The organism is Candidatus Dedyshia acidiphila (assembly GCF_051025295.1).
Classification (GTDB): Bacteria; Acidobacteriota; Terriglobia; order Terriglobales; family Acidobacteriaceae; genus KBS-83.
Map to the genome: position 1 here is coordinate 40,288 of NZ_JBMGJV010000019.1, position 26,960 is coordinate 67,247.

The 26,960-nt window shown below is 64.6% G+C and carries 25 protein-coding genes; 16 read left to right on the top strand and 9 right to left on the bottom strand.

Annotated features, from left to right (window positions below):
- Positions 1–83 precede the first annotated feature (83 nt).
- On the top strand, positions 84–2,528 hold the full coding sequence (gene lon, locus AC5IJH_RS09700; protein ID WP_491902614.1) for an endopeptidase La: 2,445 nt from the start codon (positions 84–86) through the stop codon (positions 2,526–2,528).
- 72 nt (positions 2,529–2,600) lie between these two features.
- Here the strand turns inward: lon and AC5IJH_RS09705 are convergent, their stop codons facing one another.
- Both AC5IJH_RS09705 and AC5IJH_RS09710 read right to left on the bottom strand, forming a co-directional pair.
- Entirely contained in the window at positions 2,601–3,410 is an 810-nt protein-coding gene (locus tag AC5IJH_RS09705) for a hypothetical protein (protein WP_491902615.1), read from the bottom strand.
- A gap of 185 nt (positions 3,411–3,595) precedes the next feature.
- On the bottom strand, positions 3,596–5,644 hold the full coding sequence (locus AC5IJH_RS09710; protein WP_491902616.1) for a fused MFS/spermidine synthase: 2,049 nt from the start codon (positions 5,642–5,644) through the stop codon (positions 3,596–3,598).
- A gap of 134 nt (positions 5,645–5,778) precedes the next feature.
- Here AC5IJH_RS09710 and yihA point away from each other — a divergent pair, with 134 nt between their 5' ends.
- Positions 5,779–6,390, top strand: a complete 612-nt coding sequence (gene yihA, locus AC5IJH_RS09715; RefSeq protein WP_491902617.1) for a ribosome biogenesis GTP-binding protein YihA/YsxC — start codon at positions 5,779–5,781, stop codon at positions 6,388–6,390.
- A gap of 12 nt (positions 6,391–6,402) precedes the next feature.
- Here yihA and AC5IJH_RS09720 read toward each other — a convergent pair whose 3' ends face one another.
- Genes AC5IJH_RS09720 through AC5IJH_RS09730 form a run of 3 tightly spaced genes read right to left on the bottom strand, consistent with a single transcriptional unit; the run spans position 6,403 to position 9,733 of the window.
- Positions 6,403–6,822, bottom strand: coding sequence for a type II secretion system protein (locus AC5IJH_RS09720; protein WP_491902618.1), 420 nt, complete (start codon positions 6,820–6,822; stop codon positions 6,403–6,405).
- Positions 6,809–7,294 carry a type II secretion system protein gene (locus tag AC5IJH_RS09725; protein WP_491902619.1) on the bottom strand — a complete coding sequence of 162 codons (486 nt, stop codon included), beginning with the start codon at positions 7,292–7,294 and terminating at the stop codon, positions 6,809–6,811. The genes AC5IJH_RS09720 and AC5IJH_RS09725 overlap by 14 nt, the downstream gene beginning before the upstream one ends.
- A gap of 45 nt (positions 7,295–7,339) precedes the next feature.
- Positions 7,340–9,733 carry a secretin GspD/PilQ domain-containing protein gene (locus AC5IJH_RS09730; protein WP_491902620.1) on the bottom strand — a complete coding sequence of 798 codons (2,394 nt, stop codon included), beginning with the start codon at positions 9,731–9,733 and terminating at the stop codon, positions 7,340–7,342.
- Positions 9,734–9,954: 221 nt separating this feature from the next.
- Between AC5IJH_RS09730 and smpB the strand changes: the two genes are divergently transcribed.
- The gene (gene smpB, locus AC5IJH_RS09735; protein WP_491902621.1) at positions 9,955–10,497 is read left to right on the top strand and encodes an SsrA-binding protein SmpB; all 543 of its coding nucleotides are present in this window, start codon (positions 9,955–9,957) and stop codon (positions 10,495–10,497) included.
- A 56-nt stretch (positions 10,498–10,553) separates the two neighbouring features.
- Positions 10,554–12,047: a leucyl aminopeptidase gene (locus AC5IJH_RS09740; RefSeq protein WP_491902622.1), complete on the top strand. Its 1,494-nt coding sequence runs from the start codon at positions 10,554–10,556 to the stop codon at positions 12,045–12,047.
- A gap of 88 nt (positions 12,048–12,135) precedes the next feature.
- Here the strand turns inward: AC5IJH_RS09740 and AC5IJH_RS09745 are convergent, their stop codons facing one another.
- Positions 12,136–12,696, bottom strand: a complete 561-nt coding sequence (locus AC5IJH_RS09745; protein ID WP_491902623.1) for a type 1 glutamine amidotransferase domain-containing protein — start codon at positions 12,694–12,696, stop codon at positions 12,136–12,138.
- Positions 12,697–12,861: 165 nt separating this feature from the next.
- Here AC5IJH_RS09745 and pstS point away from each other — a divergent pair, with 165 nt between their 5' ends.
- The gene (gene pstS, locus AC5IJH_RS09750; RefSeq protein WP_491902624.1) at positions 12,862–13,914 is read left to right on the top strand and encodes a phosphate ABC transporter substrate-binding protein PstS; all 1,053 of its coding nucleotides are present in this window, start codon (positions 12,862–12,864) and stop codon (positions 13,912–13,914) included.
- A gap of 44 nt (positions 13,915–13,958) precedes the next feature.
- Here pstS and AC5IJH_RS09755 read toward each other — a convergent pair whose 3' ends face one another.
- Positions 13,959–15,938: an arginine--tRNA ligase gene (locus AC5IJH_RS09755; protein ID WP_491902625.1), complete on the bottom strand. Its 1,980-nt coding sequence runs from the start codon at positions 15,936–15,938 to the stop codon at positions 13,959–13,961.
- A 196-nt stretch (positions 15,939–16,134) separates the two neighbouring features.
- On the opposite strand from AC5IJH_RS09755, the gene metG reads away from it, so the two are divergent.
- From metG to AC5IJH_RS09805, 10 genes are all read left to right on the top strand, one after another.
- Entirely contained in the window at positions 16,135–18,246 is a 2,112-nt protein-coding gene (gene metG / locus AC5IJH_RS09760) for a methionine--tRNA ligase (protein WP_491902626.1), read from the top strand.
- 6 nt (positions 18,247–18,252) lie between these two features.
- Complete coding sequence (locus AC5IJH_RS09765) at positions 18,253–19,119, top strand: TatD family hydrolase (RefSeq protein ID WP_491902627.1); 867 nt, start codon at positions 18,253–18,255, stop codon at positions 19,117–19,119.
- A gap of 7 nt (positions 19,120–19,126) precedes the next feature.
- Positions 19,127–19,516: a hypothetical protein gene (locus AC5IJH_RS09770; RefSeq protein ID WP_491902628.1), complete on the top strand. Its 390-nt coding sequence runs from the start codon at positions 19,127–19,129 to the stop codon at positions 19,514–19,516.
- Positions 19,516–19,773, top strand: coding sequence for a DUF5985 family protein (locus AC5IJH_RS09775; protein ID WP_491902644.1), 258 nt, complete (start codon positions 19,516–19,518; stop codon positions 19,771–19,773). The genes AC5IJH_RS09770 and AC5IJH_RS09775 overlap by 1 nt, the downstream gene beginning before the upstream one ends.
- A 2-nt stretch (positions 19,774–19,775) precedes the next feature.
- On the top strand, positions 19,776–20,039 hold the full coding sequence (locus AC5IJH_RS09780; protein ID WP_491902629.1) for a DUF5985 family protein: 264 nt from the start codon (positions 19,776–19,778) through the stop codon (positions 20,037–20,039).
- A 127-nt stretch (positions 20,040–20,166) separates the two neighbouring features.
- Positions 20,167–20,670, top strand: coding sequence for a YajQ family cyclic di-GMP-binding protein (locus AC5IJH_RS09785; protein WP_491902630.1), 504 nt, complete (start codon positions 20,167–20,169; stop codon positions 20,668–20,670).
- 69 nt (positions 20,671–20,739) lie between these two features.
- Entirely contained in the window at positions 20,740–21,729 is a 990-nt protein-coding gene (locus AC5IJH_RS09790; protein ID WP_491902631.1) for a polyprenyl synthetase family protein, read from the top strand.
- 193 nt (positions 21,730–21,922) lie between these two features.
- A complete protein-coding gene (locus AC5IJH_RS09795) occupies positions 21,923–23,029 on the top strand; it encodes a single-stranded-DNA-specific exonuclease RecJ (protein WP_491902632.1) in 1,107 nt (368 codons plus the stop codon).
- A complete protein-coding gene (uvsE, locus tag AC5IJH_RS09800) occupies positions 23,026–24,336 on the top strand; it encodes a UV DNA damage repair endonuclease UvsE (RefSeq protein WP_491902633.1) in 1,311 nt (436 codons plus the stop codon). Before AC5IJH_RS09795 ends, uvsE begins: the two co-directional genes overlap by 4 nt.
- A 43-nt stretch (positions 24,337–24,379) precedes the next feature.
- Positions 24,380–24,814, top strand: coding sequence for a cobalamin B12-binding domain-containing protein (locus tag AC5IJH_RS09805; protein WP_491902634.1), 435 nt, complete (start codon positions 24,380–24,382; stop codon positions 24,812–24,814).
- A 251-nt stretch (positions 24,815–25,065) separates the two neighbouring features.
- Here AC5IJH_RS09805 and AC5IJH_RS09810 read toward each other — a convergent pair whose 3' ends face one another.
- A complete protein-coding gene (locus AC5IJH_RS09810; protein ID WP_491902635.1) occupies positions 25,066–25,500 on the bottom strand; it encodes an acyl-CoA thioesterase in 435 nt (144 codons plus the stop codon).
- A 9-nt stretch (positions 25,501–25,509) separates the two neighbouring features.
- Complete coding sequence (locus AC5IJH_RS09815; protein WP_491902636.1) at positions 25,510–25,884, bottom strand: ArsR/SmtB family transcription factor; 375 nt, start codon at positions 25,882–25,884, stop codon at positions 25,510–25,512.
- Positions 25,885–25,931: 47 nt separating this feature from the next.
- Between AC5IJH_RS09815 and AC5IJH_RS09820 the strand changes: the two genes are divergently transcribed.
- Entirely contained in the window at positions 25,932–26,960 is a 1,029-nt protein-coding gene (locus AC5IJH_RS09820) for an MBL fold metallo-hydrolase (RefSeq protein ID WP_491902637.1), read from the top strand.

Consider the following 26,960-nt stretch of genomic DNA (forward strand, 5'->3'; position numbering starts at 1 on the left):
TCGGGTTCGTTTTGCTGCGACATCACGCGCGCAGCCCCAGGAAGCCGGCGCTCACCGGTACTCGTGAGCAGAAGGACACACACGTGGCCACCAGCAGAGAGCCCAAGGATCCGAAAGAGCCCAAAGAGACCCGGGAGCGCGGCGAGACACGCAAGCTGCCCATGATGCCCATCCGCGAGATGGTCATCTTCCCCTACATGATGACGCCATTCATCGTGGGCCGGGAGTCGAGCGTTCGCGCCCTGGAAGAGGCGCTCAACGGCGATCGCCGCATCTTCCTCGCCACCCAGCACGACGCCTCCATCGATGAGCCGAAGGCGGACGACGTCTACGCGGTCGGCACCATCGGCAACATCGTCCAGAGCGTCAAGATGCCGGACGGCAACATCAAGGTGCTGGTCGAGGGTCTCGAACGCGCCAAGTCGAGCGAGGTGAACGACACCGACGGCTTCTTCGTCGCCACCGTGCGCATCCCGAAGGTAGCCGCACCCGGTCCCCAGACCGAGCAGTTGATGCAGAAGGTCACCGGCCTGTTCGAGCAGTACGTCAAGCTGCAGCAGAGCCTCAACTACGAATCGATCGTCGCCGCCGTGCGCATGGACGAGCCGGGCAAGCTGGCCGACACCATCGCCGCCAACCTGCAGCTCTCCGTCGATGAGAAGCAGGAGCTCCTGAACCTCTTCGATCCGACCGAGCGCCTGGCGCGCATCGCCGACCTGCTCGACATGGAGATCGAAAAGCTCAACATGGACCGCTCGATCCAGGGTCGTGTGAAGCGGCAGATGGAGCGCGCCCAGAAGGAGTACTACCTCAACGAGAAGATCAAGGCCATCCAGAAGGAGCTGGGCCGCGGCGAGAAGAGCGAATTCGATGAACTGAAGAAGAAAATCGAAGCCGCCGGCATGACCAAGGAAGTGCAGGACAAGGCGATGCAGGAGCTCAAAAAGCTCGAAGCCATGCCGCCCATGTCCGCCGAGTCCACCGTCTCCCGCAACTACCTGGACTGGCTCCTCGCCGTGCCGTGGAAGAAGAAGTCCAAGGAGACCCGCTCGATCGATGTCGCCGAAAAGGTGCTCGACGAGGATCACTACGGCCTCGAGAAGATCAAGGAGCGCATCCTCGAATTCCTCGCTGTCCGTCAGCTCGTCAAGAACCCGAAGGGCTCGATCCTCTGCTTCGTCGGACCTCCGGGCGTCGGTAAGACCTCGCTCGGCATGTCGATCGCGAAGGCCACCGGCCGCAAGTTCGTCCGCATGTCGCTGGGCGGTGTGCGCGATGAGGCTGAAATTCGCGGTCACCGCCGCACCTACATCGGCGCGCTCCCTGGTCAAATCATCCAGTCGATGAAGAAGGCCGGCACCAAGAACCCCGTCTTCATGCTGGACGAGGTCGACAAGATGGCCTCGGACTTCCGTGGGGATCCAGCGTCGGCCCTGCTCGAAGTGCTGGACCCGGAGCAGAACTCGAGCTTCCAGGACCACTATCTCGATGTCGAGTACGACCTGTCCCAGGTGCTCTTCGTCGCCACGGCCAACGTGCTGCACACCATCCCCGGCCCGCTGCAGGACCGCATGGAAATCCTTCGCCTTCACGGCTACACCGAGACCGAGAAGATGGAGATCGCCCGTCAGTACCTGGTCAAAAAGCAGATCGAGGGCACCGGGCTCAGCGAGAAGAACATCGAGTTCACCGACGACGCGCTCACCGAGATCGTGCGCAGCTACACGCGCGAAGCCGGCGTCCGCAACCTCGAACGCGAGATCGGCAACGTCTGCCGCAAGGTGGCGCGCCGCGTCGTCAAGCTCGGGGCGAAGCACAAGGAATCGATCACGCGCGAGAACGTCAACGAGTTCCTCGGCGTCGTGAAGTTTCGCGACTCACAGGCACACGACAAGAACGAAGTCGGCCTCGTCACCGGCCTTGCCTGGACCGAGATGGGTGGCAGCATCCTCTCGACCGAAGTGCAGGTGCTCGACGGCAAAGGCAAGCTCACCCTCACCGGCCAGCTCGGCGACGTCATGCAGGAGTCGGCGCAGGCCGCTCTCTCCTACATCCGCAGCCGCGCGCACCATCTCGGCCTGGCCCGCGACTTCTACCGCAACGTCGACATTCACGTGCACGTGCCCGAGGGCGCAATCCCGAAGGATGGTCCGTCGGCCGGCATCACCATGGCGACCGCGCTGGCAAGCGCGCTCACCAAGATTCCGGTGCGCCGCGATCTCGCTATGACTGGCGAGATCACGCTCCGCGGCAAGGTGCTCGCCATCGGTGGCCTGAAGGAGAAGCTGCTCGCTGCACATCGCGCCGGCATCTTCGAGGCAATCCTGTCGAAGGAGAACGAGAAGGATGTCGCCGAACTGCCCGACAACCTGAAGAAGGCCATGAAGCTGCACTTCGTCGAGCAGATGGACGAGGTGCTGACGATCGCCCTCGAGTCGCCGCTGCCCGAGCTGAAGGAAGAGACCCCGGAAGCGCTCGTTGCCGTACAGGCCAACGTGGCGCAGGAACGGGCGCGCGCTCACCAGTAGGCACACTGTTCCAGGAAGAAGGGCTCTGCCATTGGCAGAGCCCTTTCTCTTTGTACACAACTGCAGCGCGGCTTACTTCACAGCCCAGAACGGATCTGCCTTCGCCCATGCGTCCCACACGTAGCTCATCTGTGGGTCGGCTGCGAACAGGTTCCGCTGTGACGATTCGACCGAAGCGGCCGCCAGGTCGGTATATCGCTTGCTCGTCTCTGGATCCATCTTCTCCATCATGCTGTCGCGAGCAGCGAAGAGTTGATCCACCTCCGCCATCGACGCCATCGGCGAAATCAGCAGCCAGATCCCACCGTTCTCTCTGCCATAGGCGCTCCGGTAGACCACCAGATGATGGTCCGGATTTGTCTTGTCGAGCACGGTCGAGAGTAGCTTCAGGTACTCCTCCCAGTCGTGCGTATGCCCCACCTTCACCTTCACGCGGGTGATCTCCCAGAACCGGAGATCGTTCACTGGTGCGTCCGGCTTGTGGCTCAGATCCGGGCGATAGTTATAGATCGCGCTCTCCTTCGAGACGAGCAGCGTTGCATCCTTCCGATTCGCCTCGTTTACCTTTGCGCTCGCAGCCGCATCCTTTGCGGCTTCCATTCGTGTCTTCCTCATGTCATCCAGCGAGTCATAAGGAAAGAAGAACAGGGTGCGGGGAGCGCCGGTGAGAGCATCGAGGGCGAAGTAGTGGACCGGCGATTTCGCATCCGCCGCTATCTTGGCGAGCGCTTTCTCAGAAGCCCGATGGGGTTCGCCGGCCATCTCCGGCTTCACATATTCCACATCGATGAACAGCACCTTGGGTGGGTGCGATTCCTGTGCTTTCGCTCCAATGGCAAACAGACAAAGTCCGGCCAGCACTGCAGTATGCATCTTGCGCATGTAGCTCCTTATGGAAGGGCCCTGGTGACAAATCATTCAAGTCAAGGGGAAAGGTGGAGCCCAGAGAAAGGCCGGTAGTAACGGCAGCGTGGGGAACGCTTTGGGTCTGGAGGGAGGACCAGCCCACTCTATAGCGTCACTGGCGGCGCATGCAATCCGATTGCACCGGCGTTCCTGATCCGGTACTAATGCAGCAGCGGCAGCAGGCTCGAGTCGTCATCCGTCCACAGCCGCAGACCTCTCTGCTCCTCCGTGGGATGAAGAACACTCGTCAGCTCTGGTGAGTGCAGAAACGGCTCGTTGCGCGTCATCAGCACCCACGTCGCGCGGAACTCGCCGAGCTGCTCATGCGGACCACTCACAACAGTGCGTGCCGTCAAGCCGGCCGACTCCGCCAGCAGGGCCAGCTCCGGCGCCAGGTTCACGTGCTGGTTCGAGATGTGAAAAGCGAGGATCCCATCGGGTGCCAGCTGCCGCTGGTACACGTCGAGCGCCTCGCGCGTCAGCAGATGGATCGGGATCGCATCGCCCGAGAAGGCATCGATCGCGAGCACATCGAACTGCTGCGGCGTTTCACGCGTCAGCGAGGCGCGCGCATCGCCCGCGGCAAACGTGATCGCGGCGCGTGAGTCGCGCAGGTACGTAAACAGATGCTGCGCAATGGGCAGCACCGCTGGATTCAATTCGTAGAACCGGATGCGATCTCCAGGCCTCCCGTACGCAGCAATGGTGCCCGTGCCCAGGCCGACCACACCAATGCTGCGTGGCCGCTCACCGCAGCAGTAGCGCAGCGCGAGGCCGATGCCTGAGTCCTCGGCGTAGTACGTCGTCGGCGTGTGCATCAGCTCCGGCGCAAAGATCTGCGTCCCGTGCTGGATCGTGCCGTGGGTCAGCGTGCGCATCGGGCCGATCTCCGGCAGATCGGCCTGCTTCACGCGCAGCGTACCGTAAAAGTTGCGGACAGAGACGAGCGTCTGCTGCACGTAGGCCAGGTGCAACAGCACCAGGATGTACACCAGCAGAACGCTGCCAACCGACCACAGCAGGCGCAGCGTCGGGCCCATTCGCCAGGTCACGAGCAGCGCAACCAGCGCTGTCGCCAGAAATGTCACCGGCAGGTCGTAGTTAGCAGACGTGGCCAGTGGCGCCACGATGCCAATCAGGAACGCTCCCAGCGCTCCGCCTGCCGCGAACAGGAGATAGAACATCGTCAGCTCGCGTGGGCTGCGCGGGCGTAGTGCATACGCCTCCGTATGGCAGAAGAGACTGGCGAAGAAGAGCTCCAGCAGGAAGAACGCCATGCTGAGCGAGATCGGCAGCGTCACATCGCCGCGTGAGAGCAGGTACGCCAGACCCGCCAGCATCACGGACAGAAAGCGCAGCACCAGGCCGCGCGGGATCAGGAAGTCGCCCTGCCCGTCGCCACGCGGAGCAAACGCCACGATCAACGTGACGAGATACACCGAGAGCGGCAGCACCCACAACAGCGGCACCGCTGCAATATTGGCCGTGATGTATTCGGTGACCGAGCTGAGCTGCATCGCGCCCACCATGGGCAGCAGCAGCCACAGCAGCTTGTCTCGACGGCTTGCAGAGTAGTCGGGAGGAGTCGCATCAACCGCCGTGCTTGCAACAGCACTGCGATTCGAGAATGCACGCGTCAGCACAACGAGCGGCGCCCCCACGCAGACAAACCCCGCTGCCCACCCCATCCGCTGCGCATGCAAGGAAAAGTGCGGTTCGATCACTGCCGGATACAGCGCGAGCGCAAGCAGCGACGCCGCATTCGACAGCGCATACAGCCGGTACGGCAGTCCACGGCGGCCCGTCTGCCCCAGCCAGCCCTGCAACAGCGTGCTGGTCGAGGCGAGCATTGCGAACGGCAGCCCGATCGCTGCGGTCAACGCGAGCAGCAGATCCAAGAACGGATGCGCCGCCACACCAGCCAGCCGCATCGGCCGTATCGCCCACACGACGGCCGCAATCGCCGCAAGGGCCAGCAATGCAATATGAACGGCACTCGCTACTCGAACGCGAGGCGACGTCGCCGCCCAGTGCGCGTACGCGTATCCCAGCAGCAGCGTGCTCTGAAAGAAGACGAGACAGGTGATCCAGACAGCCGCAGAGCCGCCCAGCGCAGGCAGCAGCTCCTTCGCCGCCATCGGCTCCACAACAAACAGCAGGAACGACGCCAGGCAGATACATCCACTGACCAGCCACGAGAGATGCTTCAAAACAATCTGCTCCAGATGCAAGCTAGCCATGCGAACGTAGCGACGGACCCTTGTACCAGAGCCGCGACCGCTCCGTCGTTCTCGCCATCGTGCCGGCATCACTACTGTGCGGGTCTGCGACAATCAGAACAACGATGCGCCTTCTGCCGAAATTTCTGCTCTCCGCCCTCGCCCCCGAGCAGTTCCCTGCGCCGGGCCCGCCTGAGGTCGCCTTCCTTGGCCGCTCGAATGTCGGCAAATCGAGCTTGCTCAACGCACTGGTCGGGTCCAAGCAGGCGCATGTCTCCTCGACGCCCGGCCGCACACAGGCCATCAACTTCTTCGCACTGTATGACTCGCCCACGCTCAGCGAGCCGGTGCTGATGTTCGCCGACCTTCCAGGCTACGGCTACGCCAAGATTTCGAGATCAATCAGCGCCGGCTGGCCGCTCTTCATCGAGCCCTACCTGGCCGAGCGGCCAACCCTGGCGCTCTGCATTTGCCTGGTCGATAGCAAGGTTCCGCCGCAGGAGAGCGATGCGCAGCTCATCCGCTATCTGCGCAGCGCAGGGCGTCCCTTTCTCGTGGTGGGGACCAAGGCCGACCGGCTCTCCGGCAACGAGCGCACACGCTCGGCGATCGCGCTCAAGCGCGAGCTCGGGATCGATAATCTGTTGCTCTGCTCTGCGAAGACTGACCTTGGACTGAAGGAGCTCTGGGCCCGGCTGCAAGCGGTGGTGACGGAAGGCGGAGTCCGCGCCGACTAGCGTGCGCGCCTGCTACCAGGCGGAGTAGGGCTGCCCGTCGCTGCCCGTCGCATCGGAGCCGCTGTGGATGTCATTCACACCGGGCTCCGTCTGGTCCACATTCTGCAGCGTATCGTCTGTGGCGGTCACCCACGTCGTATCGCTGTGCGTCATGGGATCCACCGGGATCTTGCGCAGATACCCGCCCTGCACCAGGTCATCCAGCGACTGCGGCGCCTTTTCCTTGTCGGCAGTGTAGGCGTCGATCGCGCCACGCAGCACGTGCAGGTCTTCGCGGAGTACGGCTTCCTTCGCTGCCTTCACTGAAGCGAGATAGTTCGGAATCGCAATGGCCGCCAGCACGGCGATGATCAGCATCACGATCATCAACTCGATGAGCGTGAAGCCGGCCTCACCCGACGCGCGGCGCACGCGCAGCCTACCACTGGCCATATTTGGTCCCGTTCAGTGCTGTTCCCTGCGATTTGGAATAAACGTCGAACACGCTCTGCCCGCCGAACGAATCGCCGTTCGGATCATCCTGCATCGACCGCATGCCCCACTCTGCTTTGCCGGTCATCGGATCGATCGGAATGCGACGCAGGAAGCGCACCTTCTTGCCTTGTATCTCGACGCCCTTCACCAGTGTGTCGAGGTCCGGAGGATAGTTGCCGCTCTCCACCTTGGTCTGAATGCCGCCTTTGTCCGCGGCATCCTTGTAGGCATCGATCGCGTGCCGCATCTCCCACAGGTCGGTGCGCAGCTCGCGCTCCTTCTCACGCTTGATATTCCACCGCGCCAGCGGCACCGCAGCCGACGCGAGAAAGCCCAGGATCGCCACCGTGATGATCAACTCGATCAGGGTGAGTCCGGCTTCGCGCGATGCACCGGCACCGAACCGGTGCTTCTGGATGAAGCGAATCATAGCTGCGTTCCTGCGCTGCCTTCCTGTGTTTGCCGAGCCCGGCCTCTACTGAGACTGGACGTGGACGATGGTGCCGGACGTGATCACCGGGAGCGCCTGCTGCTTGCTGTCCCGCACAGCCGCCTTCGCAATGCTCACGATGCTGTCTCCCACAGCATTCGCCTGGAACGTAAGGACGCACAAGGGGCCTGATCCGCTCACGCCGGCGACTCCGGGTGGCCGGGAGGCAGAGATCGCGACACCACCCGAACCGTCATCCCGGTGCACCAGCGCGACAGTCTGGCCATCGTGACCAAGGTACGTACCCGAGTCCACATTGATCAGCGTCAGCTTGGTGCGGTCATACTGCAACTGGAGCGGCACCGAGAAGACATCCGCGCCCCCGGCGACATTCACCGCAAGCTGGAAGTTCTGCCCGACCTTGGTCGGCGCCGCCGGTGCTGCCAGCGAAACAGAGACTGGAGCCGCATTGGCTGCGGGCTGGTCTGCTGCCGCGCCAGGCTGACCAGGGGTCGCGCCAGCCTGAGCAGGGGCCGCGCCAGCTTGACCCGCTGCCGCGCCAGCCTGACCCGGAGCCTGACCAGCGAGCACCTGGCCCGGCGTGACCGGAGCCTGCGCTCCCGCTGCGGGCTGAACTGCGGCTGCAGGCACGCGGATGGAGCCGATGCGCCGCAGCGAAATACTCGTACCCGTGCCCGTATCGATCTCCTGCAGGTTGAGCGGGTTCAATTCCTCACCGCGGACCACGTGCGGCACCAGCATGAACACGATCTCGTCCTTCGACGTGATCTTGTCATTGTTGCTGAACAGATACTTCAGCAGCGGGATCTGTGCCAGCCCGGGCGTGCCGGAGAAGTTGTTTTGCAGGCTCGTCTGCAACAGGCCACCGAGAATGCTGGCCTCCCCTTCCTTCAGCCGGATGGTCTGGTCGACCACGCGCTGGCTGAAGATCGGCTCATTGATGCCGCTGATCGAGACGGTGCCATTCTCCTGCGTAATCTGGAGCTTCAGCTTCAGTGTGACGTCGTGATCGTAGTGAATCACCGGCGTGATCTCGATCTCGACACCCACGTCCTGGTACTGGAACTGCGTGTTCACCAGCGAGCTGACGACCGCGGTGGCCGCGCCGGTCTGGTACGAACCCGTAGCGATCGGAATCTTCGAACCGACCTTCAGGTCAGCCTTCTGGCCATCGCTCGCGCGAATGCGCGGATTCTGCAGCACGCGCGTGTCGCTGTCGGTCAGCAGCAGGTTCGCGGTGGCCGTGCTGATCGTCACCGCGACGTTGTTCGAGTTCAGATTGCCCAGCGTGTTCAGCGTCAGGCCATTGCCATTGTTGTTGTTCGTCGTCGTGCTGCCGCTGGTCGTGCTCGTGCCGTTGCTGTTGGTCGTGCTCGTCGTCGCGGTGCTGTTCTGCAGTGCCGCTGAGAACTGCTGCGGCAGGATGATGCCCAGGTTCCGCTCGTGGTTACGATTCACTTCGAGCACGGCCACATCCACGACCACTTCCGGGCGCGCTTTATCGAGATCGTCAATCAGCTTGCGCGCCAGCAGCAGCTCGTCCGGCGTCGCCCGCATCACGATCGCATTCTGGCTGGGCACCGCGTACAGCTTGCTGTTCGTGATCACGTTGCGCAGCGCCGTCTGAACGTCGTTCAGATCGTTCGTCTGTGACGCATTCGTCAGATAGAAGGTCTGCACTGCCTGCGCATCCAGCTCCGTCCGCTTCGCGCGCGTGTTCTGCGCCACGAAGATGGTGTTGTTCGTCACCGGACGCCAGAAGGTGTTCGTGATCACGCCGAGAATGTGCAGCGCATCCATCAGCGAAACGTTTTGCAGGTCCACCTGCACGCGCTTGCCGGTGTAATCAGGATCGAACAGCACATTCACGCCCGCGATCTTGCCGATGGTTTGATAGACCACCTTCGAATCTTCGAACTCGCGGATCGTGATCGGCTCGTTCGAAACCGCCTTCAGCTCGGCGGGCGCGGCCACATCACCAAGCGGCGTCTGGTCCTGCGGCTGCAGTGAGGACTCGCCCTTCGGCGTCGTCGCTACCTTCTCCTGCGTGGACTTGATGTCCTGCTGCGCCAGCTCATTGCCCGGATCGATCTCGAGCGCCCGCGCGAACTCGGTCAGCGCGCCGCTATAGTCGCCCTGGTCGCGCAGCTTCTCACCCTGGTGGGTGTGGACCGCGGCCGCGGTAAAGCGCAGCCGGTTGTAGCTGGTCTTGTAGTAGAGATTGCCCGGCTCCCTCTGGAAAGCCGAGGCATACGCGGCGTAGGCCGCAAGGTAGTCGTCTCGCGCTTCAGCAGCCTGGCCCTCTTTGTAGAGCGCCTTGGCTGACTTGCCCCGCGCTTCGACATTGCGTGTCGCGAGCGTCGGCAGCGTGAGCAGAAGAAGGACGAGCAGGGTCCAGCGTACAGTGCGTCGGCTCATGGAACTCCACGGATAAAGGAAGCGATGAGGTGCATGCAAGTGCTCATGCACATGGACCGGGGCCCCGCTCCTGTTTGTGCTGTCGAGAGACGCCCTCACGTGCTTGCGTCTCCTGAATGAGAGCGCGCGCTCGCTGAACGGCGATTATAGCAAAGCGATACCGCCCGGGCCGGCCGCCCGGAAAGCCCTTCGATCTGCATGTTAACCTGACATTTACGCCTATGGCCCGGCAGTCCAGTCATACCGTCGCGCCGTCCCCTCCGAAGAAGCCCAAGGAGCGGGACCCGGTCGCCGCAGGTAGCCGCGACGCCTCCTTCAACCGCGCCGCAGGACACAACTACTTCCTGCTCGATCGCTTTGAGGCAGGCATCGCCCTGCGCGGCACCGAGGTCAAATCCATCCGCGAGGGCAATGCCAACCTCAAGGACGCCTACGGGCTCATCAGGGGCGGCGAAGCTTTTCTTCTCAATGCGCATATCGGTCCCTACTCGCACGGCAACGCCAGCAATCACGAGGCCGTTCGCACCCGCAAGTTATTGCTCAAGCGGGAGGAGCTCAACAAGCTCGAGGGGAAGACGCAGATCAAAGGCCACACGCTCATCCCCACGCGGCTTTATTTCCGAAACGGCCGCGTGAAGTGCGAACTCGCCGTCGCCAAAGGCAAGCAGGACTGGGACAAGCGCGAGACCGTTAAGCGCCGCGAAGCCGACCGTGAGGCCAAAGCCGCCATCGTGAGCAGCCAGCGCCGCGCCGCCAACGGCTGAGCCCCTTGCCCATCCGGGCCTAGAATCGCTACACACTCGCAACTACCAGGAGCTACATGAAGACAGAACTGTCGTCCGTTGCGCCCGCCGCGGTCGAAACGGAGATGCTGGTCGCCTTTGCCCTGAACCGTGCCGACAAGAAGGACAAGCAGGCCCCTCCTCAGATCGAGCTGCTCACGAACGAGGCGCCGGTAACAGCCGCCGCATCGCAGGCCGTCAGCGGTCGCGAGTTCTCTGCCGGCTCGGGCGAGACCCTCCTGCTGCACCAGCCTGCGGGCCTGAAGGCCGCACGCCTGCTGATCGTCGGCCTGTCGAAACCCACCCTCGCCGAGCTCCGCAAAGCTGCTGGCGCCGCGGTCCGCTTCGCCAAGCCCCGCGCGATTCGCAACCTCACTCTGCTGCTGCCCACAGGGGGCGAGTGGGATGCCGCACGCACCGCGCGCACCGCGACTGAAGCTGCCATCATCGCCGACTACGACTCCGACACCTACCGCTCCGATCGCAAGGACCGCAGCGTCGAGACGGTCACCCTGCTCGGCTCTGGCGATGCCTCCGCAAGTGGACATCGTGAGGGCGTCATCATCGCCGAGTCGCAGAACTTCGCGCGCACCCTCATCAATGAGCCCGGCAATTATCTGCCGCCAACCGAGCTCGGCCGCCGCACCGCTGCCATGGCTGCGGAACTCGGCCTTCCCTGCGAAGTGCACAGCACAGACAAGCTCAAGGAACTCAAGATGGGTGCCTTCCTCAGCGTGGCCCAGGGCTCGGCGGAGCCGCCGGCCTTGATCGTGTTGCGCTATGAGCCTGCGGATGCACCCAAGGACGGGCCCGTGCTCGGACTTGTCGGCAAGGCGATCACCTTCGACACCGGCGGCATCTCCATCAAGCCGGCAGACGGCATGGAGAAGATGAAGTACGACATGGCCGGCGGCGCAGCCATGCTCGGCGCCTTCCGCGCCATCGCGCTGCTTAAGCCGAAGGTGCGCGTCATCGCCGTGATCTGCTCTGCAGAGAACATGCCGAGCGGCACCGCGTACAAGCCGGGCGATATCACCACAGCCATGTCGGGTAAGACCATCGAAGTCATCAACACCGATGCCGAAGGCCGGCTCGTGCTCGCCGATGGTCTGCACTATGCGCAGCAGCTCGGCGCCAATCACCTCATCGACGCGGCCACGCTGACTGGTGCCGTCGCCGTCGCGCTCGGCCAGATCAACGCCGGCGTCTTCTCGAACTCCGACGAAGAGTACGCGCACTTTACTCGCGCAGCAGAGCTCTCCGGCGAGCGCTTCTGGCGTCTGCCCGTCGAAGACGAGTACCGCGAACAGATCGTCTCGCAGATCGGCGACATCAAGAACACCGGCGGCCGCTACGGCGGCTCAATCACCGCGGCGATGTTCCTCAAGGAATTCGTCGGCGACACACCGTGGCTGCACCTGGACATCGCATCCACTGCGTGGAACGACGATGCCAAGAGCTGGATCGCCTCCGGCCCTACCGGCATCGCCGTTCGCACCATCACCGAGTGGGTCCGCACCTACGCCTCGTAGGCGCATCCGCAGGCAAAACGCAAAAGGCGGACGTCGTCACCGGCGTCCGCCTCTGCCTTTCTGCTGCGACTTTGTGCTCCGGCTGCGCTTAGGCCGCGCGCTGCGCCGACTGACCGCTCACCTTGTTGATGATCGCTTTGCTGAATGCTGGAATGTCGTCCGGCTTGCGGCTGGTGATGAACTGCCCATCCTCCGCCACCTCCTGATCGACCCAGTTGGCGCCCGCGTTCTTCAGGTCCGTGTGCACCGACGGCCACGACGTCATCGTCTTGCCGCGCACCACGCCCGCCTCGATCAGCATCCACGGCCCGTGACAAATCGCCGCCACCGGCTTGCCTGACTCGACAAAGCGCTTCACGAAATCGACTGCCTCGGGCTGCATGCGCAGCTTGTCCGGATTGATCTGGCCGCCCGGCAGAATCAGCGCGTCATAGTCCTCCACCCGCGCCTGAGACACCTGCTTATCGACCGGCACCGAGTCGCCCCAGTCAGTCTGATTCCAGCCCTTGATCTGACCATCCTTCACGCTGAGGACCTCTGTCTTCGCGCCCGCAGCTTCGACATTCTTCTTCGGGTCGGTCAGCTCCACCTGCTCAAAGCCGTCCGTTGCCAGAATCGCGATCTTGCGTCCGTTCAGTTCTCCGCTCATGATTTTCATCTCCACTCCATAGGACTGCGACACGCGGAGAGCCGTTGCCAGCGGGCCCTCTCTTCAGCGCAACACATTGCATTGACGCTGCTTTAACAAAGCCGAAGCAGCCCCTCTGCACGATACTGCGCATCTGACGGTACGAACTCCCGGAGGAGACCGATCGTGACCTCACGCCGCTTGATCCCATTTGCCTTGGCCGGCACAGCGCTGCTCGCGCTCTCTGCCTGTAACAACGCACACACGACACAGATCTCGGGCGCGGGCAGCACCTTCGTCTATCCCGCGATGGGCCGCTGGACCCAGGACTACCAACAGGCTCACAAAGACGTGCGCATCAACTATCAATCGATCGGCAGTGGCGGCGGCATTCAACAGGTCAAGTCGGGCACCGTCGACTTCGGCGCATCCGACGCGGCGCTCACCGATGAGCAGCTCGGCGCAATGAAGCCAGTTCTGCAACTGCCCGAGTCCGCAGGCCCGGTTTGCATCACCTACAATTTGCCGCAGGTCACGCAGTCGCTCCACCTCTCGCCAGAGGCGATGGCCGGCATCTTCCTCGGCACGATCAAGAGCTGGCAGGATCCCGTGATCAAGGGCGCCAACCCCGGCATTGCACTGCCCAACGTGCCGATCACCGTCGTCCACCGCGCGGACAGCAGCGGCACCAGCAACATCTTCACCAGCTATCTCGCCGAAGTCAGCAAGGACTGGAAGAACAAGGTCGGCAAAGGGACACAGGTGAACTGGCCTGCGGGCAACGGCGGCAAAGGCAGCGAAGGTGTCACCGGCCAGATCCGCCAGACGCCCGGCTCCATTGGCTACGTCGAGCTCACCTACGCGCAGCAGAACAAGCTGCCCGTCGCCGCGATTGAGAATCAGGCCGGCCACTACATCCAGCCCAGCCCGGAGAGCACGACCGCCGCAATCAACGGCTTCCTCAATCAACTGCAGCAGGACCCGCGCCAGCCGATCGTCAATCCGCCCGCCGCAGCCGCCGACGCCTACCCCATCGCGGGCCTCACGTTCCTGATCATCCCGAAGGATGGCGTGGATGTCGAAAAGCGCCAGGCGCTGAAAAACTTCGTGAAGTACGTCGTAAGCGATGGCCAGAACGTCGCCACCTCGCTCAACTACGCGCCACTGCCCGACGGCGTAAAGCAGAACGACCTCAACGTGCTGAACCAGATGACCGCGCAAGGCAAGCCGCTGCAGTAGCCATTCGGCGGGTCAGCCAACAACGCGTAGCTGACTCGCCGACTCTACATCGCTTCCGGGACCGCGATCCCCAGCCAGCCCAGCACCCGGACCAGTTCACGCTCTGCAACCGCCGCAGTGGCAAGTAGCAGATTCTTCCGCACTGCATCGCTCTCCGTCAAAATGTGGAAGCGGTGGTAGAAGTTGTTGAACTGCTGCGCGAGCTGGAAGGCATGCTTCGCGAGGTACGCCGGCTCCGCAGTCGCGATGCACTGCTCCAGCAGCAGCGTCGTTTTCGATGCCGTCTGCCACAGCTCCCACAAATCCGTTCCCTCTTCGCCTTCGACGAACTGCGCCATGCCAGACCCATCGACGGCCGCCAGCGCCTCCGCGGGCGGGATCGCTGCCTTGCGAAAGATGCTGCGGGCGCGCACCACGGCGTACTGCACGTACGGCCCGGTCTCGCCCTCGAAGCTGAGCGCGTCTTCAAAGTCGAACGCGATCACGGAGTTGCGCGTGTACTTCAGCATGAAGTAGCGCAGCGCGCCGATCGCGATGGTGGTCCCAATCGCCAGCCGCTCCGCCTCGCTTAGCTCCGGGTGCCGCGCGTTCACTTCGCGCGTCGCCGCGGCGATCAGCCGGTCGATCAGGTCGTCTGCCTTCACGCCAAAGCCCTTGCGTCCGGAGACCTCGATGTACGCGCGCCCGCGATCCTCGGCGGAAAGCGTGTAGCCCAGCTCTTCTGCACAGCGCGGCGTCAACGCCACCATCTCGTAGGAGAAATGCGTGTAGCGGTCCGCCGCATCGGTATAGCCAAGGCCGCGCAGCGCCTCGATCACGTTTGCCTGGGGGTCGGCCTGCCGCGAATCGATCACGTTGTAGATCGCTTGCGCGCCACCGAAGTGCGGATGCTCGGCTTCGCCCTGCTCTGCCGAGATCCAGCACGCGTGGTCCGCGTAGGTGAAGAACGGACGATAGCCGAAGTCGCGCCCCAGCAGTCCGAATTTCCACAGGTGATACGCGATGTCCTTGCCGACGTACGTCACCGTGCCGTTCGAGCGCACGATCACCTTCGCGTCTTCATCCGTCTCTGCACTCGCATCCGCGTCGCTGCCGGCGCGCCGCATCACCCAGCAACCAGTGTTCTTGCCCGCGGTCTCGTAGTACAGCACGCCGCGCTCTTTCAACTGCGCGAACGCCAGATCCCAGAAGTGCAGGTGCAGGATCTCGCTCTCCCGCGGCAGAAAGTCGTATTCGATGCCCAGCCGTTGCATCGTCTCGAGATGCCGCCGCAGGACCGCATTCGAGATCGTATCCGCGGCTGCGGCAATCTCGTTCCCGCCCGCCTCAATCGCATGCAGCGTCCCGAGCCGCAGCCCGCGCCGCTGCTGCTTCACCGCTGCATCATCCACCTCGTCGTACCAGGCCGACACACGCGCATACACATCCCAGCAGTAGTAATCCAGCCGCTCATTGCGCGCACTCAGCTCGCGGAACAGGATCGCGATCTGCTCCTGCGACAGGTTCTCGAGGTGCATCAGGCCAACGACCACATCGGCAACCTGCACGCCCGTGTTGTCGATGTAGTTCTGCACATCCACACGCTGTCCGGCCGCGCGCAGCATACGCACAAATGTGTCACCCAGAATCGCGTTGCGCAGGTGGCCGACATGCGCTGCCTTGTTTGGATTGATGCTGGTGTGCTCCACCAGCGAGTGAATGCCCTGGCCGAACGCGGCGCTCTCCTGCTCGCGCGCGACTGCGCTCAGCGCTGCCGTTCGATCCAGCCGCGCATTCAGATAGCCCGCACCCGCCACCTCGAAGCTTGCGAAGCCGGGGAGCGGCTGCTCCTTCAACGCCGCAAGTAACTCGGCAGCGATCTGTTTCGGCGCGCGGCGCAGCGGCCGAGCCAGCTCAAACGCCAGCGGTGTCGCATAGTCGCCCAGCGCCACCTGCGGCGGCTGCTCGATCGCAACCCGCACTGCGGCCAGCCCGAAGCGCTCCTCGACGATGCTGCGCAACCGCTCGCGCAGCCTCTGTTGCATCTCTCTGTACAGGGTGAAATCCTCGGGTCGCGCGCCGGGCAAAGCAGCGCGAAACTATTGATTTTGCTGCTGATTTTAGCAGAGCCGCAGCGCGCCTCTCTGTTTGACGCTCGCCGGGCGCGTCCCTAAGATGAACAGGAGTCTCGGTCGCCGCCGACGCATGCAGCCCGCCTGAGCTGGAAGCAAGAACCCACCGATGACCGACCGCACGCCCTTCTACATCACCACGCCGATCTACTACGTGAATGCGCGGCCGCACCTCGGCACCGCCTACTCCACCATCGTCACGGACACGATCGCGCGCCTCAAGCGAGCCGAAGGCCACGACGTCTACTTCCTCACCGGCACCGATGAGCACGGGCAGAAAATCCAGCGCTCTGCACGCGCCATGAACTGCACCCCGCAGCACTTCGTCGATGAGGTAGCCGCTGAATTCCGCGCGCTCTGGCAGAAGCTCGGGCTCAGCAACAACGACTTCATCCGCACCACCGAGCCACGCCACACGCAAGGCGTGCAGCAGCTGTTCACGCTGCTCAAGGAGCGCGGCTTCATCTACAAGGGCTCCTACACCGGCCAGTATTGCGTGTTCGACGAAGCCTACGTGGAAGGCCCGCCCGGCACCCTCTGCCCGGACTGCGGCCGCCTCACTGAGACAGTCAGCGAAGAGAACTACTTCTTCAAGCTCTCCGCCTTCGAGCGCCGTCTGCTCGAGTACTACGACGAGCACCCGGAGTTCATCCGCCCCGAAACGCGCCGCAACGAAGTGCTCGCCTTTGTGCGCAGCGGCCTGCGCGATCTCTCCATCAGCCGCACCAGCTTCACCTGGGGCATCCCCGTGCCGGGCGATGAAAAGCACGTCATCTACGTGTGGATGGACGCGCTCGCCAACTACATCACGGCGCTCGGCTGGGGCAGCGCGGATGACTCGCTCTACCGTCGCTACTGGGCCGATCCAGCGCTCGCCGGCACCGGCACGCCGCTGCACATCATCGGCAAAGAGATCTCGCGCTTCCACTGCGTCTACTGGCCGGCCTTCTTGATGGCCGCGGGCCTGCCGCTGCCGCACTCGATCTACGCGCACGGCTGGCTGCTCTTCGAGCAGAGCAAGATGTCGAAGTCGCGCGGCAACATCGTGCGCGCGGAGACGATTCACGAAGTGCTCGGCAACGACGCGCTGCGCTACTTCCTCTTGCGTGAAGTCGTCTTCGGCCAGGACGGCAGCTTCTCCTTCGACGCGCTCGTGCAGCGCTACAACGCCGACCTCGCCAACGGCTACGGCAACCTCGTCAGCCGCACACTCGCCATGATCACGCGCTACTTCGGCAGTGTCGTGCCGAGCGGCGCCAGCGACCCCGCCGTGCGCGAAGCTGCCGAGTCGGCCATCGCCACGGTGCGCGAGCGCATGGACGCGTTCGACTTCTCGCGCGCGCTCGAAGCTCTCTGGCAGTTCGTCGGCACCATCGACGCATACATCACCGCGAACGCGCCCTGGAAGCTTGGCGCGCTTGACGATGACACCAGCCGCCAGCAGCTCGCCACCATCCTCTACACCTGCGCCGAGGCCATCCGCATCGTCACCGCGCTGGTCGCGCCCGTGCTGCCCGATGCCGCAGCCAAGGTCTGGCATCAGCTCGGCCTCGGCGACATCACCCTCGCTGATCTCAGTCGCATCACCTGGGGCGGCCTCGCCGCCGGCACCCAACTCGGCGAACCCGCGCCGCTCTTCCCCCGCGCAGACAAGGACGCAGTCACCCGCATGAAAGACCTCGAAGAAAATCGCCCGCAGAGCGCACTCGAACAGGCGCTCGCCTCTGCTCCCACTCCAACGGCCGCACAGCCCGCCACCACCGCGTCGGCAACGCCCGCCAGCGCTGCGCCCGATGCCGCGCCGAAGCCAGTCGCGGCGAACACCCCGAGCGAGCCCGCCCCGGCCTCCGTCGCCACCGCGACCACACCAGCCGTCGCGCCCAGCGCGCCGCCCGCACAGATCACCATCGATGACTTCACCAGGATCGAACTGCGCGTCGCCAGAGTTCTCGTCGCGGAGCGCGTGCCCAAGTCCGACAAGCTCCTGCGCCTCGAAGTCGACCTCGGCACGGAAAAGCGCCAGATCCTCGCCGGCATCGCGGAGTCCTACGAGCCGGAGTCGCTCATCGGTCGCAAGGTGATCGTCGTCGCGAACCTCGCACCACGCAAGCTGCGCGGCTTCGAGTCCAACGGCATGCTGCTCGCCGGCTCGGTCGAAGGCGGCAAGGCCGCGCTCGCCAGCTTCCTCGAGGATGTGCCGCTCGGCGCGCGGGTGAAGTAGTCAGCCATGTCCTCTGCCCCGCTGCTCACCGACTCGCACGCGCATCTCGACAGCCCGCGCTATGACGCGGACCGCGACGCCGTGCTGCAGTCCGCGCGCGCCGCGGGTGTCGGCACCGTGCTCTCGATCGGCATCGGTGACGGGCCCGCAACCATGCACCAGGCCGTCGACCTCTGCCGGCAGTATGCCGATCGCGACGATGTGCCGCGCCTCTACGCAACCGCTGGCGTGCATCCGGACGAAGCCGCCAACCTGGACGAGTCCGCGCTCCTGAAGCTCGACACGCTTCTCAGCCAGCCCGAGGTGATCGCCTGCGGCGAGATCGGGCTCGACTACTACTGGGACACGGCGCCCCGCACCGTGCAGCACACCGCGTTCATCCAGCAGATGGAGCTCGCCGCCGGTCACGCCCTGCCCATCGTCATCCACTGCCGCGCCGCGGAGCGTGCCGGTACCGGCGACACTGCCGCGTGGGACGACACACTCTCGCTGCTCGATCGCCACTGGCGGCAGACCGGTCTCGGCGGCATCCTGCACTGCTTCGCCGGCACTCCGGAGCACGCGCGCCGCGCCATCGAATACGGCTTCCTCATCTCCTTCGCCGGCAACCTCACCTTCCCCAAAGCGCAGCCCATTCGCGACGCAGCGCAGTCTGTGCCGCTCAGTGCACTCCTCGTCGAGACTGACGCCCCGTTCCTCACCCCAGTGCCGCGCCGCGGACAACGCAACGAGCCCGCCTACGTCAGCGAGACAGCCGCCGCCCTGGCCGCCCTGCGCGGCATCGCCACCGCCGAGCTCGCAGCCGCCACCACTGCGAATTTCGACCGGCTGATGAAGCTGTCGCCCGCCACCACCTCGGGAGAGCTACGCTAGCCACGGCATGGATGATGCCCGCAGAGCGCGCATTGACCGGTTCATCCTCGATGAGATCGAAACAGTGCCGCACCTTGAAGCGCTCCTGCTCCTCTTCAGTCGCCGACCCTCCTGCTGCACTGCAGAGGAGATGGCAGGGCTGCTCTATGTGCAGACGGAGGTCGCGTCGCGCATCCTCGAAGGGCTGCGCATGCGCCAGCTTGTCGCCACCAGCGGGGAGGCGCCCATTCGCTACCAGTACGCCGTCTCGTCTCAGGATCGCGACCAGCTCATCGAGGACGTGGAGGCCCTCTATCGCCGCGAACTGGTGCGCATCGCGTCCATGATCCATTCCAAGGCCTCGCCCGGTGTGCTCGACTTTGCGCGTGCCTTTCGGTTCAAAAAGGACAAGCCATGATGGCCAGCGCCGTCTACATTCTGGGCACCCTCGTCGCGCTCGCCTGCGCCATCCTGCTGCTGCGTGGCTACAGCCGCGGCCGCCAACGGCTCCTGCTGTGGAGCGGCCTCTGCTTCCTCGGCCTCGCGCTCTCGAACCTCCTCATCTTCGTGGACCTGATCCTCATCCCGCAGCGCGACCTGTACCTGTTCCGCCTGGCCACGGCAGCCGTCTCCATGCTGCTGCTGGTCTACGGCCTGATCCGGGAAGGAGCCTGAAAATGCAGATGGCCTCATTCCTGCTCGGCGTCATCGCGACCACGTCCCTGATCGCGGCAGGCTTCTTCTATCGCTTCTGGCGAGAGACGCGCGATGCCCTGTTCCTCGCGTTCAGCCTCGCCTTCCTCATCGAGGCCATCAATCGCACCTCGATCCTGCTGCTGCCGCATCCGAACGAGGGCAGCGCCTACGTGTACCTCGTCCGCCTGCTCGCGTTTCTGCTGATCCTCGGCGCGATCATCCGCAAAAACTACGGCACCGCCTGATCCCGTTGCGTGCCGCCAATCCCCCTGCTTGCATCTCCTGGAGAGTCGGACCGGCCGCATAGCCTAGAATCGAAACTTTGGCAGCGGGGTGAACAGACGCTCTCTCCGCCGCCGACGAAAGGAAGACATGGCAGCCGAGAATTCGTTTGATGTGGTCAGCAAAGTCGAGATCCAGGAGGTGCGCAACGCCATCGACCAGGCCATCAAGGAAGTGCGCGCCCGCTTCGACCTGAAGGATTCCAACTCCGAGATCAAGCTCGAGGATGGCGACAAGACCATCCAGCTCGCCTCCGCAGACGAGTACAAGCTCGACGCCGTGAAGGAGATCCTCCAGCAGAAGATGGTCAAGCGCGGCATCTCGCTCAAGTCCCTCAAATTCGAGAAGCTCGAGCAGGCCATGGGCAAGAGCGTCCGCCAGAAGATCACCCTTCAGCAGGGCATCCCCGGCGACAAGGCGAAGGAAATCGTCAAGGTCATCAAGGACTCGAAGAAGAAGATCCAGGCCTCGATCCAGGGCGAAACCGTGCGCATCACCGGAAAAGACCGCGACATCCTGCAGGAGGCTATCGCCCTGCTCCGCGGCCACGACTTCGGCCTCGATCTCCAGTTCACAAACTACCGGTCCAATTGAAGCCTCATCACAGTGGCCGGGCAGCCGGTGCCTGAGCGTCTACACTAAGGGAGAGGGAGCCGCGGCCAGGTGAGCACACAGGCAGTTGGGACAGCGAAAGAGGTATTCGAGCTGCTGCGGGACGACCTCCGGGCCGTCGAGCGGGAGCTGGCACGCGACTCCGATTCCTCCGTCCAGGCCATCACCGAAATCGCCGGCTACCTGCGCGAGGGCGGCGGCAAGCGCATCCGCCCCACCCTGCTGCTCCTCGCAGCCCGCGCCCTCGGCTACACCGGCCGTGGCAGCATCCGGCTCGGCGCCGTCGTCGAGATGGTCCACACCGCCACCCTGGTCCACGACGACATCATCGACGCCGCGGACACCCGTCGCGGCCGCCCCTCCGCCAACACCACCTGGGGCAACTCCCGCTGCGTCCTCGCCGGCGACTGGCTCTACATGCAGGCCTTCCGCATCGCTCTCGAAGAGCGCAACTTCAAGGTCCTCGACCTGCTCATCGGCCTCACCCAGCAGATGGTCGAAGGCGAACTCCTCCAGACCGAAACGCTCGGCCGCATGGTCACCGAGACGGAGTACTACCAGCTCATCCATCGCAAGACGGCCTGCCTGTTCAGCGTCTCCGTGCGCCTCGGCTCCGTCCTTGCCGACGTCAACAGCGCCCTCGAAGCGCAGCTCGGCGCTTACGGACATAACCTCGGCATCGCCTTCCAGATTGTCGATGACGTCCTCGACCTGACCGCCAGCGAGGCGACCCTCGGCAAGCCCGTCGCCAGCGACCTCCGCGAAGGCAAAGCCACCCTGCCCGTCATCCACGCCTACGCGCACGGCACCCCGGCGGAGCGCACCGCCATCGAACGCGTGCTCACCGAAGAGTCGTTCGAGCACGTCTCCCACGCCGACATCCTCGCCATCCTCGAGCGGCATCGCTCCGTCGACTACGCGCTCGCGGCGGCCTTCCGCTACGCCGAAGCAGCCCGCGTCTCCCTCACCGACCTGCCCGAGAGCGACGAGCGCCGCGCCCTGCTCTGGATGCCCGACTTCGTCGTCGCCCGCGACAAGTAAGTCGCCCGCGATGACGGAAGACAAGTGACGGAGAAGTAGCTCCGCCGCCTCCCTTCGTCTCTCGTCACCGCCACAGACACGCACTCCCTCCCGCCGCGCAGCTTGGGTGAGCAGTGATCGCACGAACATCGTGTGACACCCGTTTGCGCGTAGCCCACGCAACAGCACAGCGGGTGAGCGGAATCCCACCCACATGGATCGTGCGGCTGCCGGCAGCCTCTTCCGAAGCTTTCTCGACGCGCTGCCCCAGGGCTTCGCAACCCGTCTCCACATCCTGACCGATGCCGATGCCGACGGCCTGCCCGCCGCCGCCATCCTGATGCGTGCGTTACATCGCGCCGGCTATCTCAACGTCACCGCCGAACCACGCCGCAAATTCGAAAACGCATGGATGCCCGAGGTGCGCAGCCGCATCGCCGCGCTCGACCCGAAGGCGCTGCTCGTTGTCGACCTCGGCGCACGGCCGGAGCCGCTGCTCCCCGGCATCCCCACCCTGCTCATCGACCACCATGCGCCCTTCGGCACGCCGCCCGACGCCACGCTGCTCACCGCCTATGGCACAGAGCCGACGGCCACTACCGGCCTGCTCGCGTACTGGTGCGCGCTCGCACTCGACCCCGTACGCAATGAGGATCTGCTGTGGCTCGCGGGCATCTCGCTGCTCTCCGATCTCGGTGAGCGCGCGCCCTTCCCGGAGCTTGCCCTCGCACGCGAGCGCTTCGGCGCCACCGCGCTCAAGGAGCTCACCTCGCTCCTCAACGCACCCCGCCGCACCGCCGAGGGTGACGCCAGCCCCGCGCTCGCCCTGCTGCTCACCGGCGCAACACCAAAGCAGATCCTCAAGAGCGCCGCACCGGAACTGGAAGCGCTGACCCACGCCAAGGCCGAGGTCAATGCGGCACTGGCCGAAGCACGCCGCGCGCGTCCCTACTTTTCCGACCGCTATCGCGAAGAGCTCGGCGCACAACTCGTCGCGATCCGCATCGATACGCCCGTGCAGGTGCATCCGCTGGTTGCGCAAACCTGGCGCGCGCGCTTCCCGCAGAGCGTCGTCTTCGGCGTCAACTTCGGCTTCCGTCCCGGCTACGTGCACTTCGCAGGACGCGCCCCCGACGGCGTGCCACTGCTCGACTTCCTGCGCCGCCGCACACCGCCCGGCGCGGACGCGACCTACGGCGGTGGTCACGATCAGGCCTCCGGCGGCGCGCTGCCATTCGGCTTGTGGAATGACTTCGTCGCCGAGCTCGGCTTCGGCCCCGAACTGCTGGCAACGCAGCCTGCACTGGAGCGAGCCTCGTGACCAAGCATGATGCCAGGGCGAAAGGCGCGAGCAAAGCGAAGGAACAAGCTGAGCTGACGCCCGCACAGCAGGAGCGCCTCAAGAAAAAGCAGGCCCGCGAACGCGCCGCGAAGAAGCGTGCTGCGCTCGTCGAGGCACGCACCCGCCAGAAGGAGCAGCAGGCCGCCGAAGCAGCCGAGCGCGAAGCCAACCCGCTCTTCCGCTGCCCCGATCCGGCCTCGCTCTCTTTGGACGCGTCCGACGCACCCCGCTTCCCTGCCGACGCCATGCGTCTCGGCTTCGCCGTTAAGGTGATGGGTCGGCCCGGACTCAAGAGCAACGACACGCGCCGCTGGCAGCAGAATCCGCACCTCCGCGTCTCGCTCGGCTACCTCTGCGACATCTTCGCGTACCTGCGCGAGCACGGCATCCACATGTACCGCATGTCCTCCGACCTCGCGCCTTATCAGACGCATCCGGACATGCCGCAGTTCCACCGCATGATCGAGGAGTCGCGCGACGACCTCGCCCACATCGGCCGCATCGCCCGCGCGCAGAACCTGCGGCTCTCGTTCCACCCCTCGCAGTACATCGTGCTCAACAGCGAAGACGAGACGCTCACGCGCAAGTCGATGGCGGACCTCGAATCGCAGGCCGAGATGCTCGACCTCATGGAGTGCGGACCCGAGGCCGTGCTCGTCATCCATGTCGGCGGCTCCTACGGCGATCGCACCTCCGGCTGCGCGCGCTGGTGCAGGACATGGCAGCGTCTCTCCGAGCGCGTCCGCCGCCGCCTCGTGCTGGAGAATGACGACATTCGCTTCTCCGCCGCCGACGTGCTCTCGATTCATGAGCGCACCGGCGTGCCGCTCGTCTTCGACTACCAGCACCACTGGTGCTTCAACCCCGAAGGACTGCCCCTTCTACCCACGCTCGAGCGCTTCCTCGCGACGTGGCCCACCGGCGTGCGCCCGAAGATCCACTACTCCTGTGCGCGCACGGAAATGCGCGAGCTCAAGCGCAAGAACCGCAAGACAGGCCTGCTCGAGACCGTGCTGCAGCCGCCCGTCTGGACCGGACACGCCGACTACAACAATCCATTTGAGACGATCCCGTTTCTGCGCTCCATTGCTCACCTCGACACGGACGTCATGCTCGAGTCGAAGGCCAAGGACCTGTCGCTGCTGCGCCTGCGCAACGACATCGCGCGCTATGCGCCGGAGCTGATGGAGCGCTATGGCATCTCGCGCACCGCGCCCGTCGAGGATGCCGGCGAGCTCGAACTCATCGCCGGCGACGACGCTGCCACCGATGCGGAGGCCGCGTGATCCGCCCGCGCCGCATGCCCGCTGTGGTATTCTCCGCTGTCCGATGAGCGACACCCCCACATCACCGACCGGGTCACCCATCCGCGTCCTCGTTGCGAAGCCCGGGCTTGACGGCCACGATCGCGGCGCCAAGGTGATCGCGCGCGCGCTGCGCGATGCCGGCATGGAGGTCATCTACACCGGCCTGCGTCAGACCCCGGAGATGATCGTCAACGCCGCCATCCAGGAAGACGTCGACTGCGTCGGCCTCAGCATCCTCTCCGGCGCGCACAACGCCATCGTGCCGCGCGTCACCTCGCTGCTCAAAGAACGCGGCGCGGACGACGTACTCGTCATCGTCGGCGGCACCATTCCCGAGCAGGATGTCGCCTTCCTCAAGGAGCAGGGCGTCGCCGCCATCTTCGGTCCCGGCACCTCGCTCGACGCCACCGTCACCTTCATCCGCGAGCACATCAAGCCCCGCGACCTGCTCGTCTAGATCCCTCCAGCAATCTGCCACACACGAAGAAGAGGCAGGCCACTTAAGGTCCTGCCTCTTTCATTTGCACCTGCACGCGCTTAGGCGTGGTGCGCGTGGTGATGATGATGACGGTGGTGACGTGCAGCGAAAGCCGGCGACGCGGCCGAGAGCAGCACAACTGCGAGAAGCGCAAGGGAGAAGGTCTTCATGCGCTCATAGATAGCGCGTCCGCGCTGTAGAGCACAAGGAGACGAAGTGTGTACTCCCCCTCAACCCTGCGTCGGCGTGGACGCAACCGCTCGCAGCGCCGTGGCCAGCCGCTCGGGCAGCGTTCGCTTCTGCATCGCGCGATCCACCACCACATGCACCGTCTCGCCCTCCGCCAGCAGCGTTGGCGCATGGCTCGCATCGCGCAGCAGGCGATAGCCGAAGCGCACCAGCGACGGCCGCATGTTCAGCAACCGCGTCTCCAGCCGCAGGTGATCGTCATACCGTGCCGGCGACTTGTAACGGCACTGCGCATCCACCACCGGCAGATAGCAGGCGTCCTGCTCTTCCAGCTGGCGGTACTCGAAGCCGAGCGACCGCATCAGCTCCACCCGCCCCACCTCGAACCACACGAAATAATTGGCGTGATAGACAACACCCATCTGATCGGTCTCCGCATAGCGGACGCGGATAGAGACGGTATGCACGTCGGACATAGAGCGAGTCTACTGGTCCCCTGCGCGCGACCGCGACTTCGGCTTCTTCGCTGGGCTCTGCCGCTCGGCTGCCTTCTCCGCCACCTTTAGGATCGACGTCAGCACACCGGGGAAGGCCCGCTCCACCTCCGCGGCACGAAGCGAGATCAGCTTGCACGTGCCCGCCTTGCGCGTATTGGTCAGACCCGCGGTGCGTAGCCGCCGGAAGTGATAGCTCAACCCGCTCGGCGACCCCAGGTCGGCGAACGAAGAGCAGATCTTCTCGCCACCAGCCAGACGCCGCGCAATCTCCAGCCGGATCGGGTCGCGCAGTGCGTCCAGCACCTCGCCCAGCGCGATCGCATTGTCAGGGCTGTCCTTCGCTATGCCGCGTGCTGCTTGCATCCTGCCATTATTCAACAAGCATTGAAGTACACGCTATACTTAAACACATGTTGAACAAGATGGCAGCACGCACGCGCCTCCCCCTCCTCTCCCGCATCGCCTGCATCGCCCTGCTGCTGGCCGGCGGCTCGACGGCCGCTCTGGCTGCGTCCCAGCCGTCCGCGGCCGTCGCTCAGGGACCGCAAGCCTTCTCCTTCATGGTGGGCGAGCTGCGCATCCAGGCGCTCTCCGACGGATCCGTCCCGCAGGACCTGCACACCCTCCTGCGCGATACCACCCCGGACAAGACCGACGCCCTGCTCCACGACGCCTTCCTCACCAACCCGGTCGAGGCCTCCATCAATGCCTACCTCTTCCGCGATCAGGGCCACACCGTCCTCGTCGATACCGGATCGGGCGACCTCTTCGGCCCCGGCCTCGGCGGGCGCCTCCTCGAGAGCCTCGCCACCGCGAACGTCCGGCCAGAGCAGATCACCGACGTCCTCCTCACCCACGCACACGACGACCACATGGGCGGCCTGGTCCATGCAGGGCGCATCACCTTCCCCAATGCCACGATTCACATCAGCCAGCCGGAGCTGGACTTCTTCCTCGATCCCTCGAACGCCGCCAAGGCCCACTACGATCTGTCCTACTTCAAGCAGGCGGAGCTCTGCCTTCGCCCTTACCTCAATGCCGGCCATGTGAAAGCATTCGCGAGCGATGGCGAGGTCCTGCCCGACGTGACCGCCGCGATCCACCCCGGCCACACCCCGGGCAGCACCTTCTACACCGTCACCAACCACGGCGACAGCATCGTCTTCATCGGAGACACACTCCACGTCGCAGCCGTGCAGTTCCCTGACCCCAGCGTCACGATCGTCTACGACGTGCGGCCGGCGCAGGCAGCGCTGCTTCGGCAGGAAGTGTTCCCGCGCTTTGCCCGCGACCGCACACTCATCGCCGTGCCTCACCTGTCATTCCCCGGCGTGGGCCACATCCGCACCCTGGGCAGTGGCTACGAGTGGGTCCCCATCCCCTACACCAACCGCGACGGCGGCCCCACCACCACCTTCATCGACCGCCACGGCAAGTAG

Bases quoted from the DNA above. Each gene is read 5' to 3' on its own strand.
- AC5IJH_RS09705 (WP_491902615.1), bottom strand. From the start codon at position 3,410: ATGCGCAAGATGCATACTGCAGTGCTGGCCGGACTTTGTCTGTTTGCC.
- yihA (WP_491902617.1), top strand. From the start codon at position 5,779: ATGCGCCTTCTGCCGAAATTTCTGCTCTCCGCCCTCGCCCCCGAGCAG.
- AC5IJH_RS09720 (WP_491902618.1), bottom strand. From the start codon at position 6,822: ATGGCCAGTGGTAGGCTGCGCGTGCGCCGCGCGTCGGGTGAGGCCGGC.
- AC5IJH_RS09725 (WP_491902619.1), bottom strand. From the start codon at position 7,294: ATGATTCGCTTCATCCAGAAGCACCGGTTCGGTGCCGGTGCATCGCGC.
- AC5IJH_RS09730 (WP_491902620.1), bottom strand. From the start codon at position 9,733: ATGAGCCGACGCACTGTACGCTGGACCCTGCTCGTCCTTCTTCTGCTC.
- smpB (WP_491902621.1), top strand. From the start codon at position 9,955: ATGGCCCGGCAGTCCAGTCATACCGTCGCGCCGTCCCCTCCGAAGAAG.
- AC5IJH_RS09740 (WP_491902622.1), top strand. From the start codon at position 10,554: ATGAAGACAGAACTGTCGTCCGTTGCGCCCGCCGCGGTCGAAACGGAG.
- AC5IJH_RS09745 (WP_491902623.1), bottom strand. From the start codon at position 12,696: ATGAGCGGAGAACTGAACGGACGCAAGATCGCGATTCTGGCAACGGAC.
- AC5IJH_RS09755 (WP_491902625.1), bottom strand. From the start codon at position 15,938: ATGCAACAGAGGCTGCGCGAGCGGTTGCGCAGCATCGTCGAGGAGCGC.
- metG (WP_491902626.1), top strand. From the start codon at position 16,135: ATGACCGACCGCACGCCCTTCTACATCACCACGCCGATCTACTACGTG.
- AC5IJH_RS09765 (WP_491902627.1), top strand. From the start codon at position 18,253: ATGTCCTCTGCCCCGCTGCTCACCGACTCGCACGCGCATCTCGACAGC.
- AC5IJH_RS09770 (WP_491902628.1), top strand. From the start codon at position 19,127: ATGGATGATGCCCGCAGAGCGCGCATTGACCGGTTCATCCTCGATGAG.
- AC5IJH_RS09775 (WP_491902644.1), top strand. From the start codon at position 19,516: ATGGCCAGCGCCGTCTACATTCTGGGCACCCTCGTCGCGCTCGCCTGC.
- AC5IJH_RS09780 (WP_491902629.1), top strand. From the start codon at position 19,776: ATGCAGATGGCCTCATTCCTGCTCGGCGTCATCGCGACCACGTCCCTG.
- AC5IJH_RS09785 (WP_491902630.1), top strand. From the start codon at position 20,167: ATGGCAGCCGAGAATTCGTTTGATGTGGTCAGCAAAGTCGAGATCCAG.
- AC5IJH_RS09795 (WP_491902632.1), top strand. From the start codon at position 21,923: ATGGATCGTGCGGCTGCCGGCAGCCTCTTCCGAAGCTTTCTCGACGCG.
- AC5IJH_RS09805 (WP_491902634.1), top strand. From the start codon at position 24,380: ATGAGCGACACCCCCACATCACCGACCGGGTCACCCATCCGCGTCCTC.
- AC5IJH_RS09810 (WP_491902635.1), bottom strand. From the start codon at position 25,500: ATGTCCGACGTGCATACCGTCTCTATCCGCGTCCGCTATGCGGAGACC.
- AC5IJH_RS09815 (WP_491902636.1), bottom strand. From the start codon at position 25,884: ATGCAAGCAGCACGCGGCATAGCGAAGGACAGCCCTGACAATGCGATC.
- AC5IJH_RS09820 (WP_491902637.1), top strand. From the start codon at position 25,932: ATGTTGAACAAGATGGCAGCACGCACGCGCCTCCCCCTCCTCTCCCGC.